General features: G+C 40.4%; 5 protein-coding genes. 2 read left to right on the forward strand and 3 right to left on the reverse strand.

Features of this window, described 5'->3' with window-relative positions:
* Nucleotides 1–89: 89 nt before the first annotated feature.
* The 3 genes from HN459_06055 to HN459_06065 all read right to left on the reverse strand — a co-directional run bounded on the left by HN459_06055 (nucleotide 90) and on the right by HN459_06065 (nucleotide 1,810).
* Nucleotides 90–482: a hypothetical protein gene (locus HN459_06055; protein MBT3479012.1), complete on the reverse strand. Its 393-nt coding sequence runs from the start codon at nucleotides 480–482 to the stop codon at nucleotides 90–92.
* A 173-nt stretch (nucleotides 483–655) separates the two neighbouring features.
* Complete coding sequence (locus HN459_06060) at nucleotides 656–1,252, reverse strand: class I SAM-dependent methyltransferase (protein MBT3479013.1); 597 nt, start codon at nucleotides 1,250–1,252, stop codon at nucleotides 656–658.
* Nucleotides 1,253–1,405: 153 nt separating this feature from the next.
* A complete protein-coding gene (locus tag HN459_06065) occupies nucleotides 1,406–1,810 on the reverse strand; it encodes a peptidylprolyl isomerase (protein ID MBT3479014.1) in 405 nt (134 codons plus the stop codon).
* Between the two features lie 92 nt (nucleotides 1,811–1,902).
* Here HN459_06065 and HN459_06070 point away from each other — a divergent pair, with 92 nt between their 5' ends.
* Both HN459_06070 and HN459_06075 read left to right on the forward strand, forming a co-directional pair.
* Entirely contained in the window at nucleotides 1,903–3,204 is a 1,302-nt protein-coding gene (locus HN459_06070; GenBank protein MBT3479015.1) for a replication-associated recombination protein A, read from the forward strand.
* Nucleotides 3,204–3,631, forward strand: a 428-nt coding sequence (locus HN459_06075) for a hypothetical protein (GenBank protein ID MBT3479016.1), incomplete at its 3' end; no start/stop codon positions are given. The genes HN459_06070 and HN459_06075, both read left to right, overlap by 1 nt.

Here is a 3,631-nt window from a genome sequence, read left to right on the forward strand (position 1 = left end):
CAGTTCTTTCGTAAAGAACAGGTCGTTGGTTCAAATCCAATCACTGGCTCAAACTTCTTTATTTTATTTTTAAAACGTATAATGCAGAATCATTCACATTCACTTTTTATAAAATCTATTAATGTATTTGCTTCTTGTTGCGCATCAAAATGCTTAGAAATGAAAGCACTACGAACATCTGCAGGCAATTCCGTAATTGATATATAATCGTAAGAAGCAAGAAGTTCAGCCCGAGCACGGACAATCACTAAATATTTTTCACCAATTTCTTTCCATTCTGAAGGAAGTGAAGCAACCAATTCTTCTGTTATTGCAACCCTTTCTATCCAACCGGCTTCAGTCGTAAGGTTTGTACCTGTGTCATTTTGGGTCCATACTTTTATCTTATCCCAAACAATGCAATATTCTTTTTGATCAGGTTCGGCCTTATCATCTTCACAACTCCAACTTGTTAGTCCAATTATAATTGAAACTAATGCCATCAATACATTTGATCTTATTATAAATACTCCATCCATTTTGTGTTTTAAAGAAAAATTGACTCTTATTAAAAGATAGTCCGAATGTTGGACGATCACTTAAGGGAAAGGCAAAAAAAATATTTTCAAATTACGATAAAAAAACGACCGTCTATTTTGGCATTAAGTCCCGATTTTTATTGGGAATTTTTTGTATATAAAATTAAACTATGGTTGGCGAATCTTTTCCGATTCGATTCTGGAATAAATGAGTGATTAAAGCGATAATCTAAAATGTCGAGGCCAGCCTCTTTTACTTCATTCACTAATCGATTATAGTTGTATTTCCGAACATGAACATTGACAAATTTACCGCGGCCCATATTCAGCATATTTTCAAATAAAGCTGCATCTCCCCTGACCCTTTCCATGGGTACACTCACTGCTAAAATACCATCATCGGATAAAAGTGTTTTAACTTCTTTTAGTGTTTGGATTGGATGATCCACATGTTCCAAAACATGCATAAGTGTCACTGCATTAAAACGACCGGCATTTTCATTAAAAAAACCATTTTGAATGTGGTGAAATTCATTTTGATCAAAAACACGACGATTACGTTTAACTGAATCTAAATGAATATCTGCCCCATGGACACGGTGGGCACCGAACCGATTCGATAATACTTCAATCATATGTCCGGTAGAACAACCCACATCCAAGATTGGTCCGCCGTTGGCGTGCTTCTGGATGTAATCTGCAATGCGATCCATTTCCCATTGTTTGAAACGCATAATTTTTTGTCCAAACAATACTTTTGCCCTTACCGTGTATTGATACGGCAAATTGTAAATTGATCTATATGAATTTCTTATTTCGTCGGCCAATAAAATTCCTGAGGTTGCCTAACTGTAGAAAAATCTGTTGCTACACAGACCAAAGTGTAATCATTCTACAACCAGTAAGTCCACCTCAAAAATCAGCACAGAGTTTGCTGGAATAGTACCATTATCGCGGTTTCCATATCCCATATTCGGCGGTATGGTTAATTTGCGTTTGCCACCCACTTTCATCCCGGATATTCCTTCATCCCAGCCTTGGATTACCTGACCAGCGCCAACGGTAAACCGAAAAGGACTCCGACCCGGATTCAAAGAGGAATCAAACTTTTTCCCATCTTCTAACCAACCGGTATAATTTACAGTTACAATACTATGTTTGACCGCTTCCGTGCCTTTGCCAACTACAATATCTTCTATAATCAATTCGCCATCCATCACTTCATCTTCCTTACTGCATCCGGCCACAAGCAGTAAAATTGCCATTGCCGGTATTTGCCATTTTAATTTCATATTAGTTCTCCATTTGAAGGGCCCAAGTTTACATCTTTTGGCTAATCGGATTTACCGTAAATTTCTCCACGTGAAAATCATTATATTCGACTATGTCAGCCACACCGTCTTTATTTAATCAACACTTGCCGCCATTGGCAGACCGCATCCGACCAAAAACTATGTCTGGGTTTATCGGTCAATCCCATCTTGTTGATGATCAAAAAATCCTTTCCAAGTTATTAGAAAATGACCAATTATTTTCACTCATATTCTGGGGTCCGCCGGGGACAGGAAAAACAACCCTGGCGCGGATTATTGCCAATAGTTTAAAAGCTGAAATTCATGAATTATCGGCCGTATCCAGCGGTGTGAAGGATTTGCGACAAGTTATTGAAAAGGGAAAAGCCAATCGTGATTTAGGACGGTCCACCATTTTATTTATTGATGAGATCCACCGTTTCAGTAAGTCCCAACAGGATGCCCTGCTTCATGCGGTGGAAGAAGGTGTTGTTACACTTATTGGTGCTACAACAGAAAACCCCTCTTTCGAAGTCATTTCTCCCCTCCTATCCCGCTGTCGCGTTTTAACCCTCAAGCATCTTACCGAAGAACAACTCAACGCCGTTTTGGACAGCGCTATTAAAAATGACATCATTTTATCAAAGGGAAGAGTCGAAATCAGTAAAGATGTTAAATCGATGCTGGTCCAATCCGCTGGAGGCGACGCCCGAAAAATGCTCAATACGCTTGAACTTGCTGTCAGTCTTGCTGGGGGGGAAAGTGTACTTTCTATCGAAATCCTCAATGAAGCACTACAAAGTAAAACACAATTATATGATAAAACGGGTGATTACCATTATGATGCTATTTCCGCTTTCATCAAATCTGTCCGCGGCAGTGATCCCGATGCGGCAGTCTATTGGCTGGCGGTCATGCTAGAGGGTGGCGAAAAACCCGAATTCATCGCACGTCGCCTCATTATTCTAGCTTCAGAAGATATTGGGAATGCGGATCCAAAAGGTCTTACCATTGCCACATCTGGATTCCAGGCGGTTCATATGATTGGTATGCCGGAGGCATCTATCATTTTATCGCAAGTTACTACCTACTTGGCGGCCGCGCCAAAATCCAATGCCAGTTATATGGCAGTGAATTTGGCTATGGGAAAGATATCCTCAGAAGGCACCCCGGGCGTCCCCCTCCATTTGCGAAATGCGCCCACAGGTTTGATGAAATCCCTCGATTACGGCAAAGATTATAATTATCCCCATAACCATCCCAATCATTTTGTGGATATGGATTATTTTCCGGAAGGAAAGCAGGAAACATTTTATAACCCTACTGAGTTAGGATATGAAGAATACATCCGAGAACGGCTAAAAGAAATTTGGCCCAAACGCTATTCTAAATAATGCGGTTTTTCACCTATAGAACTCACTCACTCCCAAAGGGAAGAAATTTAAAAAATTCAGGTCTCCTGATTTTCCTGTTTTCCCTTTCAATCACCACCGCCCAAGATGATCGCCTGCGCCTGAAGCGAGCCGACGTTCTGGAAAACATTACTGTTGATGGCATATCCATGCAATACCTGAAAGGGAATGTCGTTTTCCACAAAGGTGAAATGGTCATGAATTGTGACTGGGCCCGGTTCAATAAAGGATCCGAACAGGGCTTTTTATTCGGCAATGTATCCATGCTAAAAGATGATCAGACTCTCACCTGTGATTCCATGTTTGTGGATTCGCCCAAGGATATTATGATCGCCTACAGCAATACCCACGTTTGGGATACAACTTACAGCTTGGTAGCAGACACACTATTTTATTTTTCAGCATTAGA

This window comes from Candidatus Neomarinimicrobiota bacterium (assembly GCA_018647265.1).
GTDB lineage: Bacteria > Fidelibacterota > Marinisomatia > Marinisomatales > TCS55 > TCS55.